The sequence below is a fragment of the Bacillus sp. RB3 genome, from assembly GCF_030164735.1.
GTDB classification, from domain to species: domain Bacteria; phylum Bacillota; class Bacilli; order Bacillales; family Bacillaceae_G; genus Bacillus_A; species Bacillus_A cereus.
Genome location: NZ_JASNGE010000001.1, coordinates 132,577 through 151,225, shown reverse-complemented (window position 1 = coordinate 151,225; position 18,649 = coordinate 132,577). Strand labels below are relative to the sequence as shown.

Genomic DNA, 18,649 nt, shown 5'->3' with positions numbered 1-18,649 from the left:
TTTTGGGAAAATATGTGAACTAGTGTTGAACTCTTTATCATTTAAGTATATAATCTTTAGCGGAGGTTACTTAAGCTTATCTTTACTAAAAAGATATTGTAACTAAGGAGTAAAACACCTTCTTTCCTATTGTTTAAACAGGCTCAAAAATGACCGTAGTAACGTGTTAGTCGAATATTCTGTAATCCTTATATTTCTCTAACAATGTAAGAAACTATCACCTTTCAACTTCGGTCCACTAATCGCACAACTCTCTTTAGACAAAATAAATGACTATTTTCAAAGTACATATTGTCTTCATTCTGACCAAAACCAACCCTATCTAGATTTTTATTTCCACATAACTTTAAGGCAAAAATAAGCCTTCACAAAGGGATACACTACATTGGTTAGTATGTATCGTAAAACTTACCTTTATAACCATTCTTTTTTACTAGATATACATGAAAACTATCTCACATATAAAGGTCTGATATCATTATTTATATCAGTATTTTTTTCGACATTTTTTGTCGAATTGTGTATATTTCCATAGAACTGTGTAAATATACATTTTGTTTTACGTTAAATAATATTGCTTTGAACATAATTCTGTTTGTCTGAGAACGCGTATAGAAACGGAGGGATAACAAAAATAAATAGCTTATAACAAATACTTTTAATATTCCATTTGTTCATGTGGAATAAGTCCCCAATGGACAAATGAATGTTCAGAGGAGGAAAAATGAAAAAATTTTTTAATGTATGTTTAATTGTATTCGTACTATTTTCGCAACTTGCTAGTTTTCCATACAATCAAGTGAAAGCGGAAACCTTAACAGGAGATTCCTTATTTGACACTGTTGAAATGAAAGATGCGACGAATCATATTATTGACGAAGCAAAAAATCCTAACAATTTAATAAAGATAGGATCAACCATTCAAGTAGAATACGCTTGGTCAATAAAGGATCAACAAGTTGCACACGCAAATGATACAGCAGTAGTTCAAATACCACTTGCATTAAAAGTATCTAAAGATTTTCAAGGGGATTTAGTAACAGATCAAAAAAATATTGGTCAATATTTTATAACAGCTAAAGATAATAAACTAAAATTAATATTTAATGATCAAGTAGAAAATTTGAAAGACGCTAAAGGAAAAATTAAAGTTGATACCGTGTTTAACTCAACTTTAAAACCTGGGGAAAAATCAGTTCAAATCGCTTTTCCTTTAGGAACAATGGTTCAGCCTATATCAGTTCCTGTTCAAGTAGAAAACTCTAAAGAAGATGGCACCAAACAGGATACTAATAAACAAGCGCAAGATCCAGTAGCTAAACCTGTTACTGACAATCCGGAGCAAGATCCAGCAACTAAAACTGTTACTGATAATCCGGAACAAAACCCAGCAACTAAAACTGTTACCGATAATCCGGAACAAAACCTAGCAGCTAAAATTGCTACTGACAATCCAGAACAAAAGCTATCAAGCGACCCTGCTGAGAATACAAATTCAGGTCCAAAGCAAATAACAACAAACATTTTAACCGGTGTAAAGTTGACGGATAAAGACGGAAAACCATTTACAGAGGATAACCGTCCAAGTACAGATTCCCCTGCCAATATTGAGTTTACATGGGAACTTTTAAAGTCAATGAATGTGAAAAATGGAGATTACTATATTTTTGATCTTCCTAAACATTTTAAGATTTACAATACAATTAACAGTCCTTTATATGATAGTGAAAACCATCAAATTGGTAATTTTACTGTTACAAAAGATGGAAAAGTCACGATGACATTCAACGATTATGTTGAAGAGCATCCAGATGTTGCTGGTAACCTACAATTAAAGACAGAATTTAATAAAGCTGAAATTAAAGGTACAACAACACAAGAAATTCCTTTCCCTATTAAAGATAAGGATGTTTCTATTACAGTTGACTTTAAGCCTAATGTACAAACAGCTACGAATAAAAAAGGATTACCTGATAGACCAATTAATACAAATGAAATTAATTGGAAAGTAGAGATGAACAAAACGCAAGACACCCTTAAAAACGCTATTTTTAAAGATAACATTCCACAAGGTACAAACTTAAATAAAGATTCTATTAAAGTTTATTATTTAGAAGTTGATGTTAATGGGAATGTAACGCGTGGTGCAGAAGCTGAGCCAACAGATTACAATATTATTTCATCAGATGGCTCAAAATTGGAGATTGCTTTCAAGGATTCTATCAATAAAGCATATCAAATCGAATATGCCACAAAAATTACTGATGAAAATATTAAAAGTTTCCGAAATAACGTTACGATAACGAGTGATAATCAAAAGCAACAAAACGCAAGCTCTACTGTAACGGTTTCTCGTGGTACACACTTAAATAAAACAAGTAAATATGATCCAAAGACGCAAACAATTGAGTGGACAATTACTTACAATGGTGATCAAAGAGAGATCAAAAAAGCAGATGCGATTTTAAAAGATATTTTTGACGATACACACGAACTAGATGCAAATTCTATTGTTGTAAAAAACGCTTCATATAATGAAAAAGGAACGCTTGTAACAGGAGACGCTGTTAATAATTACACTGTAAGTAACAAGAAGAATGGCTTCGATTTACAGTTTAATGATGATATTAATAGTGCTTATGTGATTACCTATAAAACCAAGCCAACTAATAAAGTTATAGAAGATGGAAAAGTAAAAAATAAAGTTACAGCTGATAATGATTCAAGTAAAGAAAATGAAGCTAGCTTCAAGCAGCAAAATATTATTAAATCTAATAATAAAGCTGAAACAAATTATAAAGACAAAACAACAACTTGGACAATTATAGTAAATAATAACAACTATCCATTAAACAACGCGATCATTACGGACACCTTTGATCATGGTGGATTACAATTAAAAGATAAGAAACTAGAAATTAAAGACGGAAATTATACCCTTCAGGCTGGGACTGACTATATTTTAGATACAACAGATAAAGGCTTTAAAATTACTCTTATAGGTACGTATCAGTCTAATATGACAAAGACATTAGTCGTAAAATATACGACAGACTTTGATTATACAAAGCTAGAAAGTGGTAAAACTTCATTTAAAAATACAGGTAACCTATCTTGGATAGATACGGATTCTAATCCACAATCAAATAAGGTTGAAGCTAATTTTGATCCTGATACTTTCACAAAAGCAAATGGTTATAAATACGGTTCTTATAACGCCCAAACGAAGGAAATTACTTGGATAATAGGCTTTAACTATAATAATGTTGAGATTAAAGATCCTTATGTTATAGACGTCATACAAGATAAACAAAAGTTAGTGCCTGGATCCATTGAAGTGCGCGATATGATTTTAAATGGAAATCCTGATAATGCACAACCTGGTAATGCTGTACCAACTGAGAAATATGAACTTGAAGAACCTACAGAGAAAAATAAAAACACCCTAAAGGTTCATTTCAAACAATCAATTAATTCACCTTACTATATTATCTTTAAAACAAGCCTTGATAGTGAACTTATCCAAGGCACCTACAAAAACGAGGCAGATTTAAAAGATGGCTCTAAAATCGTAAACACCCTTACAGGTGACACTCAAGTAAATAAAGGTGGCAGCTTCGTTACTAAAAAAGCTGTGCAAGACGACAACTATATTAATTGGAGTATCGCAATTAACGAAAGCCAATCAACCATTGCAGATGCCGTTGTAACAGATGACCCAACCGAAAATCAGGTAATTGTGGAAGATTCATTCCACTTATATCCTACAACTGTTGATCCATATGGAAATTTAACAAAAGATACAGTAAACGAATTAAAAGAAGGAACAGACTATAAACTCAAAATAACAACAGACAATAATACTGGAAAGCAACATTTCGAAATTGCCTTCTTGAAAAAAATTGATCGAGCTTATATTTTAGAATATCGCTCACTTATTAATGCAGACGATAAAGAAAAAGTAAGTAATAAAGCGAAAATCACAGGCAATAAGTTGACAGTTAAAAACACAGAAACTACTGAAACGATTGAAGTGAGAATGTCTTCTGGTTCAGGCGGAGGATCTGCTACTAAAGGCCGTGGAAACCTTGAAATTATAAAGGTAGATAACGACAATAAAAACGCACTATTAGCTGGGGCAGAATTTACTTTATACGATCGTACAGGTAAAACTGTTATCCGTAAAATTACAACAGACAAAGACGGTATCGCTAAATTTAATAATTTAAAACGCGATAAATATTTATTAAAAGAAACAAAGGCTCCTGAAGGCTATGTAATTAGCTGGGATTTAAAACAAGGGAAAATTGTTGAACTTGGTACACAAGAGACTACAACATATAAACTTGCAAATAAGAAGTTTGTCGGTAAAGTAGTTTTAACAAAGTCTGATGACCTGAATAAAAACATCACACTGCAAGGTGCCGTTTTCACACTACTTGATAAAGACAAAAAAATAATTTCAGAACACGAAAAATTAACAACAAATGATAAAGGACAAATTACTGTAGATAATTTAAAACCAGGAACTTACTACTTAAAAGAAATAAAGGCTCCTGAGCATTATCAATTAGATGATCGACTTATTGAATTTACAATCGAGGAAGATCAAACAACAGTAATTAATAAAACGGCCCAAAACAGCTTAATTAGAGGCTCAGCTATCCTAACAAAAGTTGATAAAGAGGGTAATACTTTAGAAGGTGCTGTATTTAGTGTACGGGACCAAAATAACAAAAGAATTCCTGGTTATACCAAATTAACGACAAATGGTAACGGACAAATCGAAGCGAAAAATTTACTTCCTGGAGAGTACCAATTTGTTGAAGAGAAAGCACCTGAACATTATGAAATAGATAAAAAACCGCTTAAATTTACAATTGAAAAAAGCCAACAGAAAGCACTTACTGTTACCGCGACAAATCACCTCATTAAAGGTGGTGTCACTTTAACGAAAGTCGATGATGTCGATGGCACTGCCCTTGAAGGTGCTGTATTTAAAATTGTCGATGCGAATGACGAGAAACAAGTAATTCGTGAAAATATAAAAACAGGTTCAGATGGAAAAGTTAGCGTTAAAGATCTAGAGCCTGGTGTTTATAAATTTATCGAAACAGAAGCTCCTAAGGATTATACGTTAAGTACAAACCCTATCGAGTTTACAATTGATAAAAGCCAACAAGCTCTTGCTACTGTTACGGCAAATAACAGCTTAAAAACGGGCGAAGTTGAATTATTAAAAGTTGATGAGTTTGGTGAGAAAAAACCACTTGAAGGTGCAGTATTCAAGCTTGTCGATACAAATAATAATGACGTTTCCCCTTACACTAACTTAACTACTGATAAACACGGTAAAGTTAAAGTTAGTAACCTACGTCCTGGTACGTATAAATTCATTGAAATAGCTGCTCCTGAACATTACGTTTTACGAGCAGAACCTATTGAATTTACAATCGATAGAAGTCAGAAAGAAACTCTACTTGTGAAAGCTGAAAATGCTTTAAAACCAGGAGATGTTGAATTAACAAAAGTTGATGATATCGATGGTACAGCTCTTGAAGGTGCTGTATTTAAAATTGTTGATGCAAATGATGAAAAGAAAGTCATTCGCGAAAATGTAAAAACTGGTGCGGATGGTAAAGCTATCGCTACTGGCTTACGCCCTGGCGATTATAAATTTATCGAAGTAACAGCACCGAAGTATTACGACAAAAATACAAAACCAATTAAATTTACGATTACAGAAAGTCAAACAACTCAGGCTACTGTTACCGCTAAAAACAGCTTAACAAAAGGCGGTATTGAGTTAACAAAAGTGAATGCTGCAGATGAAAAGGAAACACTTGAAGGTGCAGTATTTAAAATCGTTAATAGAGATACTAATGAAGATGTTCGTACGGACCTTGTTACGAATAGTAAAGGAATGCTAGTTGTAGATGACTTACGTCCTGGTAACTATAAACTTATCGAAACAAAGGCTCCAACTTATTACGATGTAAATGTAGAACCAATTGAATTTACAATCGAAAAAGGACAACAAAAACTCCTTCCACTTACATTTAAAAATAGTTTAACGAAAGGAAAAGTTAAACTTATTAAAGAAGATGATGTGGAAAGTAGTAAAGCTCTTGCCGGCGCTGTATTCACATTGCAAGACGCAACTGGCAAAGAAATTATGAAAGATTTAACAACAGATGATCACGGAGTATTAGTTATTCCTGATTTAGCACCAGGGGATTATCAATTTATCGAAACAAAAGCCCCTGAACATTATAAATTAGACAAAACACCTATTAAGTTCACAATTAAAAAAGGTAGTAAGGAAGATCTTCCTATCCCTGTTACTGTAAAAAATAGTTTACTTACAGGTGGCGTCACTTTAACAAAAGTTGATGATGTTGATGGCACTACTCTTGAAGGTGCAGAATTTATAATCGTTGACGCTCATGATACTAAAAAGGTAATTCGAAAAGGTTTAACGACTGATAAAAACGGTAAAATTACTGCTTCTGATTTACGTCCTGGAGACTATCAATTTATTGAAGTAAAAGCTCCAAAAGACTATACCTTAAGCAAAGACCCTATTCCGTTCACTATCGAAAAAAGTCAAAAAGAGAATATTAATGTTACCGCTACTAACAGTTTAAAGAAAGGTGCAGTAACATTAACAAAAATTGATGACATCGATCGTACGATGCTCGAAGGTGCAATCTTTAAGATTGTGGATATGAATGGTAAGGAAGTTCATACGAATCTTGTTACAGATAAAAACGGAAAAATTTCTGTTTCTGATTTACGCCCTGGAGACTATCAGTTCATTGAAACAAAAGCTCCTGAGCACTATGTATTAGATGAAACAACGATTCAATTTACAATTGAAAGAAGTCAAACGAAAGAGATCAATGTTACAGGCAAAAATGCTTTGAAAAAAGGTAGCGTTGAACTAACAAAGATTGACGATATTGATATAAATACAAAACTTTCTAACGCCGTATTTAATTTATTAGATGCAGACGGTGAGCTAGTTGAAGAAGGCTTAAAAACAAATGCTGAAGGTAAAATTGTTATTGAAAATCTACGTCCTGGTACGTATCAATTCGTTGAAACAATTGCTCCTGAACATTACGATTTAGATAAAAAACCTATCGTATTTACAATTAAAAAGAGCCAAACTGAAACTCTTCATATCACTGCTACAAATGCTTTAACAAAGGGTGCAGTTAAACTTTCTAAAGTAGACGATATTGATGGCACTGTTCTTAAAGATGCAGTATTTAAAATTGTTAATATGAACGGTGATGTAGTTCATAAAGACCTTGTTACAAATGAACAAGGAATAATCGAAATTAACGACCTACGTCCTGGTGATTACCAATTCATCGAAACGAAAGCTCCTAAGCATTACGTTTTAGATGAAACACCAATCAAATTCACTATTGAAAAAGGACAGAAGAAAGTTATTTCTTTAACTGCTACAAATAGCTTAAAACAAGGTAGTATCGAATTACTTAAAGTTGATGATTTAAACACTCAAACAAAACTTGCCGATGCGGTATTTAATTTACTAGATCAAGATGGCAAAGTACTTAAAACAGATTTAAAAACAAACAGTGAAGGTAAAATCGTTATCGAAAACTTACGTCCTGGTACGTATCAATTCGTTGAAATAACGGCTCCTGAACACTATGATTTAGACAAAAAACCAATTATATTTACAATTGAAAAAAGCCAAAAAGATATTGCTACCGTTACTATGAAAAATAGTTTAACAAAAGGCGGCGTGGAACTTTCTAAAGTGGATGACGTCGATGGCACTACTCTTGAAGGCGCAGTATTTAAAATTGTGGATATGAATGGCACTGTAATTCGCAAAGATCTTGTTACGAATCAACAAGGTAAAATTAGCGTTTCTGACCTACGTCCTGGTGATTATCAATTCATCGAGACAACGGCTCCGAAACACTATGATTTAAACAAAGAGCCAATTCCATTCACAATCACAAAGAGCCAAGCTGATCCTATCTCCGTTACAGCTACAAATAGCTTAACGAAAGGCACTGTGGAACTTTCTAAAGTAGATGATGTAGATGGTACTGCTCTTAAAGGTGCGATATTTAAAATTACTGATATGAATGGTAACGACATTCGCACTGAGCTTACAACAGATGTACATGGAAAAATTTCTGTTTCTGATTTACGTCCTGGGGACTATCAGTTTATTGAAATGAAAGCTCCTGAACACTATAAATTAGATAGTACACCTATTAAGTTTACAATTAAGAAAAGCCAAAAAGAAAAGCTCCAAGTTACTGCTACAAATAGCTTAACTGAGGGTGCTGTAGAATTAATAAAAGTGGATGATATAAATCCAGATACAAAACTTTCTGATGCAGTGTTTAACATCATCGATGCGAAAGGTAAAATTGTTCGCACTGATTTAACTACTGATAAAGATGGGAAGATTTCAGTTTCTGATTTACGTCCGGGAGATTATCAGTTCATTGAAACGAAAGCTCCAACTGGCTATGATTTAAACGTTAAACCAATTCCTTTCACAATTACGAAAGGACAATCTCAGGTTACCTCTGTTACAGCCTTAAATAGTTTAACAACAGGTTCAATTGAGTTAACTAAAGTTGATATTGATCACCATGGAACACTTGAAGGTGCCATTTTCAATATTTTAGACCAAGATGGAAAAGTCATCCGAGAAGGTTTAAAAACAGATCAACACGGAAAAGTAATCGTAAATGATTTGAAACCTGGTAATTATCAATTAGTAGAAACAAAGGCTCCTAAAGGCTATCAATTAGATGCATCACCAATAAACTTTACAATTGATAAAGCCCAAGCTAAGCCACTACAAATTACAGTTTCAAATAAAAAAATTGAATCTTCTTCAGGTGGAGATGACAAGCCAATTACTCCTCCAAATAAAGAAGATAACAAAGGCAATGAAACATCTGAGAAACACGAAAACGGAACTTCCGAAGAAACATCGAATAAAACAGATAACAAACAGCAAGATGATCGAAATACGGATAAGCACCTTCCAAATACAGGTCATAAAGAAGACCCTACACAAACAGTAGGTATTGTTCTTCTACTAGCTGGATTATTAAGTATTTTAGCTACAAAACGCAAAAAAAATTATTAATAATTTTTTCACATCCAATCAATCTCTCAATTGATTGGATGTTTTTTTATACAAAAAGGACGATACATAAAGTATCGTCCTTTTAACGGGGTGAGGCTGCCCAAAAGTACGGAAAACCTTTGAACAGCCTCTTATTTTCATATGGATGCCTTACATATATCACTGATAATAATTATGAAATGCGGAAACATAATTACCATCAACTGATTCAAACATGAGAAATGAAACCCTACAGTGGTTCCATTCCTCTACATAATCTAAAGTTTGGGTACACTAGATTCATGCAATGTAGGAGCTTTCAGAGTAGAAAGCGAACCTTCGTTTAAAATGATAGCATATATATCTCCCTCAAAAATATGCAAATATGCATATATCGTTTTTTTATTTATCAATGTCAGAATATTGAAAAATAAAAGGTGTGAAGGTAAAATAAAGTCATTATCCGTCTTCTTTTGTCAGTCAGAGAGAATAGAAGAATAGGAGAGGAAAAAATGAGAAAATCATTGAAACAAAAAATAGTAAGCTCTTTGCTTGCTGTATCACTTGCTGTTAGCTTAGCTCCAATTGGGCAAGCAAAAGCGGATTCCACGTCAGAGGTTACACAAACTCCATCTATTACAAAACAGATTGATCCAAACCGCGCGATTGAACATGTTCGTTTCTTATCTGAAACAATTGGTCCTCGCCCCGGTGGAACAAAATCCGAAGAATGGGCTTCTCGTTACATTGGTATGCAGCTTAAATCAATGGGCTATGAAGTAGAATATCAACCATTTCAGGTGCCCGATCAATACGTTGGATTCATTGAATCACCCCTATCAACAAAACGTAATTGGCAAGCTGGTGCTGCTCCTAATGCACTAATTTCTACAGAAGCTGTTACAGCTCCCCTTATCTTTGTTCAAGGTGGGACAAAATTAGAAGATATTCCAAATGAAGTAAACGGTAAAATTGTTTTATTTGAAAGAGGAACGACAGTTACCGACTATAATAAACAAGTTGAAAATGCTGTTAGCAAAGGTGCAAAAGGTGTTCTTTTATACAGTTTAATTGGCGGACGCGGAAATTATGGACAAACCTTCAATCCCCGCCTAATGAAAAAGCAATCTATCCCTGTCTTTGGTCTTGCTTATGCGCAAGGAAATGCATTTAAAGAAGAAATCGCTAAAAAGGGGACAACAATTCTTTCCCTAAAAGCGAGACATGAATCTAAATTAACATCTCTAAATGTTATCGCCAAAAAGAAACCAAAAAAGAGTACAGGTAATGAAAAAGCAGTCGTTGTAAGCTCGCACTATGATAGTGTTGTCGGAGCACCTGGCGCAAATGATAATGCTTCTGGAACTGGATTAGTATTAGAACTAGCTCGTACTTTTCAAAATGTAGAAACTGATAAAGAAATTCGCTTTATTACCTTTGGTTCTGAAGAAACTGGATTACTTGGTTCGGATTATTACGTGAATAGTCTATCCCAAAAAGAACGCGACCGTATTTTAGGTGTCTTTAACGCCGACATGGTTGCAACAAATTATGATAAAGCAAAGAATTTATATGCTATGACACCTGATGGCTCTACAAACTTTGTAACAGACGCTGCCTTGCAAGCAGGTAAACAACTAAATAATGACCTCATCCTACAAGGTAAATTCGGTTCTAGTGATCATGTTCCATTTGCTGAAGCTGGTATTCCTGCTGCTCTATTCATTTGGATGGGTGTCGATAGTTGGAACCCATTAATCTATCATATTGAGAAGGTATACCATACACCTCAAGATAACGTATTAGAAAACATTTCACCTGAACGAATGAGAATGGCATTAGACGTTATCGGAACAGGAGTTTACAACTCGCTTCAAAAACCTGTTCCTCAAACTGAACAGAAAGCTGCTTAATCATTTAAAAGACCACTGATTTTTTATCAGTGGTCTTTTATTGAGAAAAAATATATATGCATAAAAGCATATTTTATCCTACCCATTATCGTATACAATATTATCTGTAACAAAACTGATTACAACTAATAAGGAGGCTTTTTCTATTATGAAAAAAATGATTTTAGCAGGTGCATTAACTTTAGCAGGAATTACTGGAGCTACTGCGTTTATTCCTGAAACAAAAGTCGCTGCTGCCGCTCAAGAACAAAGCTTTACAAAATTTTATTCTTTGCAAACTGGAGGTAGTTCTGAACAAGAACCTATTTTCCTTCAAAAAGGACAAGAACTAACAATTCATCCTAACAGCAAAACTCCTAGTTACAGTGTTTATGACTCAAATCATAACCTTATTGGACGTTATTCTGATGGTTACGGCCGAATTTTCACTGCAAAAACAGATGGAAATATGTATGTTCAATTTCATGCACCTTACGTTTACTATAGTCCTGTTAGTTTTTCTGTTACTTATACTATTCAATAGAAAAGAGGTCCTTTATAGGACCCCTTTTATTTCTCTTCCCAATTCACTTTTACAAATCCATCTTTTACTGTTAATCCGCTTATATTCAATACATATTCTTCATTTGCTTTTAAAGTAACTGTAAAAGTACCTTTTTTCGATTCACAAATTTCCTTTAACTCTTTTATACCTTCTCCTTGTCTTTCATACACACTAAAACATAAGTTTCCTCGTTTTGCATCTGTCTCATAAGAAAATGTCACTTGTGTATCCTTTTCATACTGAAATTCAATATCCTTACCGGCAATATCCCATGATGAGAATTTTGCCTCGTAACTTGTTTTCCCTTGCTTCTCATTTTCTAAATATATATCTCCTGCTCTCCACGCATCATCTAACGTTTGTGCAAAAGTAAAACCACTAAGTAATACAAACATTGTACTTGCCAATATCGCAACTAATGTTACTTTCTGTTTTTTAACAAAGTTCATCTTATATTCTCCTTCAACCTTCTTTTTACTTCTTCTTACCATATATAATAAAAACCCAATAAAGAATGGCAATATAACTGCTAAAATACTCCATCCTTTGCTCATTTGATGTGCTTTAGCATCTGTATATACCCATGATGCAACACATATTAAAAGTGCTATAAAAGCTAAAAACATCGTCACTCCAGCTACTTCAAATAGTACAAACGGATTAGCGAACTCTTTCATGTAATCTATACTCCTTCTTTAAAAATGACTGTATTACAACATATATCGGAATGTATACATGCATCATAATCACAATGGCTATCAACATAGGAATTTTATAATCCAAATGTGTGACAAATTGTTCTATAACAATTGTTAACAAAACAATCCAAATGGTGTGAATACAAATCATCCAGTTCCTCTCTAACTTCTGAGCCTTTCGCACGCCCTGCTTCGTGTTATTTATTAGCTCTTCGCTTGGAGTTATCTTTTCTGCTAAGCTACTCTTTACCTTCTGTTCAAATTTATCTTCTGTCATAAACGAACCCCTCCAAATGTTCTCGCATTTGCTTCTTCGCATAATTAAGGCGATATTTCACTGTACCAATCGGTATATTTAATATTTCGCTCATTTCTTTATAAGAGTATTGTTCATAATAGTAGAGTACGAGCACGGTTTTATATTTTTCATTCAATAGCTGTATAACTTCTCGTATCATTTCCGCTTCCACTTTTTGAATAAATTCTTCTGATATATTCACATCATCTGCGAAATCTATTTCTCCACCATCTTCTTTATGAAATAAATCTAAGACACGATCTTTCCATCTTTTCTTCTTGCGGTAAAAGTCATAAAATGTACGAACGCAAATTGTAGTAATCCACTTTTTATAATTATCCACATAAAAAAGTTGGTGCCTTGATGAAAAAACCTTTATCCACGTCTCTTGAAAAATATCTTCCGCATCTTCTTTCGTTTTCGCTAACTTATAGCATAAGGAATATATTTGCTGCTTATATATATCAATTAATTCTTCTATCTTTTCTTCCATCATAAGCCTCCTGTCATTTATATAAGACGACGCAAATTCCCCTTTTGTTTGATAATTTTTTTTATTATCTCCATACAAAAAGGCAATCACAACATTGTGTGATTGCCTTTTACTGAAAGCGAAAAATCGGCTCCGCTTTTCTTTATGTCCAGCTCTGCCTCCTAGCCCCTTCTGTCTAAGAACCTTCCCCACGAGAAGATAAAATGCATCTTCTGTGGGAAAGAACCTTAGCCTTCGGGACTAAACAGTCGGCTCCGCTTTTCTTCATTACATTTTTTCTGGTGCAGATACTCCTACGATTGCTAATGCATTTTGAAGTGTAGTGCGTACTGCTTTCATTAACTCGTAACGAGCTTTACTTAATTCTAAGTTATCTTGGTTTAATACTTTTTCTGCATTGTAGAAGCTGTGTAATGTTGCTGCTAATTCAAATGCATAGTTTGTAATACGGTGTGGCAGACGTTTTTGTGCTGCATCCGCAACTACAGCTGGGAATTCACCAAGTTTTTTCAGTAACTCTACTTCTTTCTCAGAAGTAACAAGTTTATAGTTCACATCTCCATCTACAGCTAATCCTAATTCTTCGCCTTGACGAAGGATACTGCATACGCGAGCATGAGCATATTGTGCATAGTATACTGGGTTTTCATTAGATTTTGATACAGCTAAGTCCATATCGAAGTCTAAATGAGAATCACCGCTACGCATTGCGAAGAAGTAACGCATTGCGTCCACGCCTACTTCTTCCATAAGCTCACGAAGTGTAACTGCTTTACCCGTACGCTTACTCATCTTCATTTTTTCACCATTTTGGTATAGTTGTACCATTTGGATGATTTCTACTTCAAGCGTGTCTTTATCGTAACCAAGTGCTTGAATAGCAGCCTTCATACGAGGAATGTAACCGTGGTGGTCAGCACCCCAAATGTTGATTAACTTATCAAAACCACGCTCTAATTTATCACGGTGATACGCGATATCTGGCGTTAAGTATGTGTAAGAACCGTCGTTTTTAATTAATACACGATTTTTGTCATCGCCGTAAGTCATTGAACGGAACCAAGTTGCGCCGTCTTCTTCAAAGATCTCTTCACGCTCTTTTAATACAGCAAGAGCTTGATCGATTTTTCCGTTTTTGTATAGTGATGTTTCTGAGAACCATACATCAAATTTAACGCGGAAGCTTTCTAAGTCTTTTTGAAGTTTTGCTAATTCATATTTTAAACCGTACTCACGGTAGAATTCATAGCTTTCTTTTTCATCAGCTTTCGCATAACGATCGCCGAATTCTTCTGCTAAACGTTTACCAATTCCAATGATATCCGCACCATGGTAACCGTCTTCTGGCATTTCTTTATCTAAGCCTAAAGCTTGCATGTAACGAGCTTCAACAGAAAGAGCTAAGTTATGAATTTGGTTACCAGCATCATTAATGTAGTACTCACGAGATACATCGTAGCCTGCTTTTGCTAATAGGTTACATAAAGTGTCACCTACTGCCGCACCACGTGCATGTCCTAAGTGAAGGTCACCTGTTGGATTAGCAGATACGAACTCAACTTGTACTTTTTCACCTTTACCAGTATTCGTTTCACCGTAAGCTTCACCAGCGTTTACGATTGTTGGAATTAAATCTGTTAAGTAGCTATTATCCATATAGAAGTTAATAAAACCAGGACCAGCGATTTCGATTTTTTCAATAGAAGCTTTTGCTTTATCGAAGTTTGCAACTAGTTCTTCTGCAATCATACGAGGTGCTTTTTTCGCAACGCGTGCAAGTTGCATTGCCATATTTGTAGAGAAGTCACCATTTGTTTTATCTTTTGGAGATTCTAATACAACGTTTGGAATCTGTTCTTCTGTCGCTAATTCTGCCTTTAATACAGCAGCCTGAATTTCTTCTTTAATCAATCCTTTTACTTGTTCTAAGGAATTCATTATTTTGCCTCCTTCAAATTAATTGTAATAGTATATCTGCCAGCTTCTTGTTCACTTAGAAGCAATGCGTAAGTTAAGAAGAGTTGTCCTTTTTTCTTTTCATCCGACCATTTAAAAAGAACGTTATCAGTCTTTGTTTGCAATGCAAACGTACCAAGTTCACTCGTATACGTACCAGTTGTCCATTCACCTTTCACATGCGTCTGACGCATAGAAACAGCACCTGAACGCATAATGAGAACTTGTTCATCTTGAATTTTAATAATTGTTTTCACTTCGCCTTGTTCGTTCGGCTCCTGGAATGTTACATATGTACCTTGACCTTTTACATAGTATTGACCATTTGCTTCAAAAGCAACGGTTTCCTTCCTCGCCCCTTCACGGATTTCTGTTACGAAATGAACGTGTACCGGCAAGCCTGCAAGTTGTTTCTCCACGTCTTGCACACCTTTCAAATGTTATAGATATTAAATACTACTTATAATAAATCACTTTTCCTATCATATCAAAAAAAGACTCTGTCTGTCTGCTGAAAAATCAGGAAAACTCCATTTCAAAAAATAATTCACTTCTACTTTATTTCATATGATAAAATATTTTTTAAATCTAAATATTCTTTCAATTAAAGAGGTGAATATAGTGATACCAACAAAGTTAAAAAAGGGTGATGAAATACGAGTGATTTCACCATCGTGTAGTTTAAGTATTGTTTCAAATGAAAATAGAAAACTTGCTATAAAAAGATTAACTGACATGGGCTTTCAAGTTACATTCTCAAAATATGCTGATGAGATAGATCGATTTGCTTCCTCCTCTATTTCTTCCCGCATTCAAGACCTCCATGAAGCATTTGGAGACCCTAATGTAAAAGCTATTTTGACTACACTTGGCGGATACAACTCAAATGGTTTATTGAAACATCTCGATTATGATTTAATTCGTGAAAACCCGAAATTTTTCTGTGGTTATTCTGATATTACTGCCTTAAATAATGCAATTTACGCAAAAACAGGGCTTGTTACATATTCAGGACCCCATTTCTCTTCGTTTGGAATGGAGAAAGGGCTCGGGTATACAACCGATTACTTTTTAAAGTGCTTAACTTCTAATGGGCCTATTGAAGTCCTGCCATCTGAAACATGGAGCGATGATTCTTGGTATATAGATCAGGAAAATCGAGAATTTATTAAAAATGAAGGATACGTTTCAATTCAGGAAGGAGAAGCTACGGGAGATATTATCGGTGGCAATATGAGCACATTTAACTTACTGCAAGGCACACCATATATGCCAAATTTAAAGCACAAAATTTTATTTATTGAAGAAGATAGTTTAACTGGAACATCTACTCTTAAAACTTTTGATCGTTATTTACATTCCCTTATGCAGCAGCAAGATTTTGAATACATAAAGGGAATCATTATAGGAAAGATGCAAAAAGGTGCAGAATGTACGATAGAAGACATTCAAGAAATGATTGCTTCAAAACCTGAACTTGCACATATTCCTATCATTGCAAACGCAAGTTTCGGGCATACAACCCCGATTTTCACTTTCCCAATTGGTGGACGTGCAAAAATTATTTCTAACAAGGAAAAAACATCTATCACTATTTTAACCCACTAAAAAGGAGCGAATGAGTCGCTCCTTTTATGGTTTTTCTATTTTTTCCAACGCTTTTTGTGGAATAGATTCTTTCGGGATTTCAGCCCATCCTTTTCCTTGCATACCTTTTGCATAAATTTTTATAAACGCCCCCGTATGCAATTCACGGTTCATCATTCTTTTAATGATCTGTAACTTTCCGTCTTCTGTATACCCTTTAAAAGTATACAAGTATTCTCCGTCTTTTTTCTCACCTTTATCTATAACCGCATAATAATCTTGTATTTCTTTATTTGAAAAGAAGTTGTCTACAAAAGCATGTACACCTTCTGTTTTTGTGTTCAAATAATACGCTGTTCCACCTAGAATAATGGCGAATATAGCTAAAACTTTAATTACCAATTTCATACATGAACCTCCTGTTTGCACTTCTTTCTCACTAGTATTATATCTATACTTGTATTATACGGAAAAGAGCATACTATACTCTATCTAAAAGTCTTACACTTTCCTTACATTATTGTAAGGGATTTTTTCTTACAGCAAGTTCCCAAGAAAAAATTTTTCCGTTTCATACACTTTTATATTATTATTGAATGATACGAATTTTTATTACAAAAATCAAAGGAGACAGTTTTCAAATGGCTATCTTGCAAGGTTTAGCACTATTACTTGTTGTACTTTGTCTATTTACACTTTTTAGTTACCGTGCGCCTTATGGAATGAAGGCGATGGGTGCTTTAGCTAATGCAGCAATCGCAAGTTTTCTTATTGAAGCATTTCACCGTTATATAGGTGGAGAAATGTTTCATAATGACTTTTTACAATCAGTAGGAGAAGCTTCCGGTAGTATGAGCGGTGTCGCAGCAGCGATTTTAGTCGCATTAGCAATCGGTGTTTCCCCCGTATACGCTGTTTTAATTGGTATCGCTACTAGTGGATTCGGTATTTTACCAGGATTTTTCGCTGGATACGTTTGTGCTTTCGTCGTGAAATTTCTCGAAAAGAAATTACCAGCTGGCGTGGAATTTTTAGCAATCCTATTTATCGCTGCACCAATCTCACGCGGAATGGCAATGCTTATGGATCCGCTTGTTAACGCAACACTCGGTAAAATCGGTTCTATGATTTCAGTTGCAACTACAGAAAGCCCTATCATTATGGGTATTATGCTTGGTGGATTAATAACAGTTATTTCTACCTCTCCACTAAGTTCTATGGCACTAACTGCAATGCTTGGATTAACAGGTTTACCTATGGCAATTGGTAGCCTTGCCGTTGCGGCCTCAGCCCCGATGAACTTTATTTTCTTTAAACGATTAAAAATTTGTTCAAAGAAAGATACAATTGCTGTAGCAATCGAACCTTTAACACAAGCCGATGTTGTCTCAGCAAATCCAATTCCAATCTATATGACAAATTTCGTTGGCGGTGCACTTGCCGGTATTATTACATCGCTATTCCAGCTTGTTAATAATGCACCAGGAACAGCATCACCAATCCCAGGACTTCTTGTCCTATTCGGATTTAATGACGTTATAAAAGTAACAATTGCTGCCGTACTATGTGGAATCGTTACCACTATTGTCGGATACATTGGATCTATTGTGTTCCGTAAATATCCAATCCGCTCTGCTGATGAAATTCGCGGAGTTACTTCGGAAGAGAAGGTTGCATAAGAAAAAGAGCTATTCCCATCGTTTGAGAATAGCTTTTTTTTGTGTTGCGTAACGGTAAATGAAATTATATCGGCGGTTTTTTAAATATATCAGCGCAACTCGAATTATATCAGCGATTTTTTTAATATATCGACTTACCGACACATAACGACAAAATAAGAGCCCTCTAATCATATAGAGGGCTCTTATTTTATCTAGCTGCAGCGGCTAGAATCTCCAGCCATTTCACACTCTCGGCCTACGCCAAAAGTGCTTCTCGGTCGAGCGTTCCAATGACCTGCGATTCTGAGCGAGCTGCCTCCGCTTTTATTACTATCCAGTTACGCCTCCTAGACCCTTGCGTCT

At 34.8% G+C, this 18,649-nt stretch carries 11 protein-coding genes; 5 read left to right on the top strand and 6 right to left on the bottom strand.

All coding sequences use genetic code 11. The features are described 5' to 3' along the window. The first annotated feature begins 724 nt into the window (after nucleotides 1-724). From QO049_RS00690 to QO049_RS00680, 3 genes are all read left to right on the top strand, one after another. Nucleotides 725-9,157, top strand: a complete 8,433-nt coding sequence (locus tag QO049_RS00690; protein ID WP_284489085.1) for a SpaA isopeptide-forming pilin-related protein — start codon at nucleotides 725-727, stop codon at nucleotides 9,155-9,157. A gap of 491 nt (nucleotides 9,158-9,648) precedes the next feature. Continuing rightward, complete coding sequence (locus tag QO049_RS00685; protein ID WP_246961664.1) at nucleotides 9,649-11,049, top strand: M28 family metallopeptidase; 1,401 nt, start codon at nucleotides 9,649-9,651, stop codon at nucleotides 11,047-11,049. Nucleotides 11,050-11,197: 148 nt separating this feature from the next. Continuing rightward, nucleotides 11,198-11,572 (top strand): hypothetical protein, encoded by a 375-nt coding sequence (locus QO049_RS00680; RefSeq protein ID WP_000738221.1) that lies wholly within the window; start codon nucleotides 11,198-11,200, stop codon nucleotides 11,570-11,572. A 26-nt stretch (nucleotides 11,573-11,598) separates the two neighbouring features. Here the strand turns inward: QO049_RS00680 and QO049_RS00675 are convergent, their stop codons facing one another. From QO049_RS00675 to QO049_RS00655, 5 genes are all read right to left on the bottom strand, one after another. After that, nucleotides 11,599-12,270, bottom strand: coding sequence for an anti-sigma factor (locus QO049_RS00675; RefSeq protein WP_098300355.1), 672 nt, complete (start codon nucleotides 12,268-12,270; stop codon nucleotides 11,599-11,601). Then, nucleotides 12,254-12,568, bottom strand: coding sequence for an anti-sigma factor (locus tag QO049_RS00670; RefSeq protein ID WP_284489084.1), 315 nt, complete (start codon nucleotides 12,566-12,568; stop codon nucleotides 12,254-12,256). Before QO049_RS00670 ends, QO049_RS00675 begins: the two co-directional genes overlap by 17 nt. Then, the gene (locus tag QO049_RS00665; protein WP_000391478.1) at nucleotides 12,555-13,082 is read right to left on the bottom strand and encodes an RNA polymerase sigma factor; all 528 of its coding nucleotides are present in this window, start codon (nucleotides 13,080-13,082) and stop codon (nucleotides 12,555-12,557) included. The genes QO049_RS00670 and QO049_RS00665 overlap by 14 nt, the downstream gene beginning before the upstream one ends. Nucleotides 13,083-13,349: 267 nt before the next feature. After that, nucleotides 13,350-15,020, bottom strand: a complete 1,671-nt coding sequence (gene argS / locus QO049_RS00660) for an arginine--tRNA ligase (protein WP_001086446.1) — start codon at nucleotides 15,018-15,020, stop codon at nucleotides 13,350-13,352. Continuing rightward, nucleotides 15,020-15,457, bottom strand: coding sequence for a YwiB family protein (locus QO049_RS00655; RefSeq protein ID WP_000414867.1), 438 nt, complete (start codon nucleotides 15,455-15,457; stop codon nucleotides 15,020-15,022). The genes argS and QO049_RS00655 overlap by 1 nt, the downstream gene beginning before the upstream one ends. Nucleotides 15,458-15,659: 202 nt before the next feature. On the opposite strand from QO049_RS00655, the gene QO049_RS00650 reads away from it, so the two are divergent. Beyond that, nucleotides 15,660-16,646 carry a S66 family peptidase gene (locus tag QO049_RS00650; RefSeq protein ID WP_246961668.1) on the top strand — a complete coding sequence of 329 codons (987 nt, stop codon included), beginning with the start codon at nucleotides 15,660-15,662 and terminating at the stop codon, nucleotides 16,644-16,646. A gap of 24 nt (nucleotides 16,647-16,670) precedes the next feature. Here QO049_RS00650 and QO049_RS00645 read toward each other — a convergent pair whose 3' ends face one another. Then, nucleotides 16,671-17,033 (bottom strand): YxeA family protein, encoded by a 363-nt coding sequence (locus tag QO049_RS00645; RefSeq protein ID WP_000779915.1) that lies wholly within the window; start codon nucleotides 17,031-17,033, stop codon nucleotides 16,671-16,673. Between the two features lie 233 nt (nucleotides 17,034-17,266). Here QO049_RS00645 and QO049_RS00640 point away from each other — a divergent pair, with 233 nt between their 5' ends. Further along, nucleotides 17,267-18,304, top strand: a complete 1,038-nt coding sequence (locus tag QO049_RS00640) for a PTS sugar transporter subunit IIC (RefSeq protein WP_000996328.1) — start codon at nucleotides 17,267-17,269, stop codon at nucleotides 18,302-18,304. Nucleotides 18,305-18,649 lie beyond the last annotated feature (345 nt).